This window comes from Vibrio sp. 1069, assembly GCF_033340555.1.
Window position 1 is genome coordinate 1 of the sequence record NZ_JAWOWP010000484.1, and the last position, 650, is coordinate 650.

The 650-nt window shown below is 44.0% G+C and carries 2 protein-coding genes; both read left to right on the forward strand.

Annotated elements, in window-relative coordinates; genetic code table 11:
- Positions 1-212 (forward strand): Hpt domain-containing protein (locus R7040_RS27300; RefSeq protein WP_318097722.1); only part of this gene is annotated, 212 nt, incomplete at its 5' end.
- A gap of 1 nt (position 213) precedes the next feature.
- A partial coding sequence (locus R7040_RS27305; protein ID WP_318097723.1) for a hypothetical protein occupies positions 214-650 on the forward strand: 437 nt, incomplete at its 3' end.

A 650-nucleotide genomic window follows, 5' to 3' on the forward strand; every position in this document is an offset into this window, starting at 1 on the left:
AAGATCAAGATGGGATTGTTTCTGAAGCGCATAAAATCAAAGGTGCGGCAGGATCTATTGGTCTTAAACGTATCCAAAGCGTTGCTCAAAAAGCGCAATCCCCGGATATGCCGGCATGGTGGGAAAATATTTCTGACTGGGTCGAAGAGATAAAGAACGAATACCAAAACGATATTCAGGTACTCAAAAGTTGGTTAGATCAAAGGAAATAACATGAAGAAACTTGCACCCGTAGCCTTACTTATTGCATCGCTCGTAGGTTGTAGTTCTGTTCCTCAAGTGAACTGGCAACAAGGCAGCCAAATTACGATGAATCAGGTGAATGTTGAACTAAAGAGCAATCTTTGGGTGAACTTAATGCCTGCGATTGAGGAAGAACCTGTGCAAGACGTTCAAGAGTTGAGTATTCAAGGTGCTTTGTATCTGGAAGGCGACAAACAGCTGCCTGCGAATTTGACTGCTGAGGCTCTGATTATAAAGCAGGGTACTACCGAGTGGATGATAGATGGTGGGGACTTGGAAACTCGCACTCACAGCGAAAATCAGTGGGAAGTGACGTTTACTTGGCAAGTTGAAGCCAATACAGATAAATCCGTCGATTTGGCGTTGCTGCTTGATGATGCGGGTAAACAACGTTGGCTTGTTGAAAA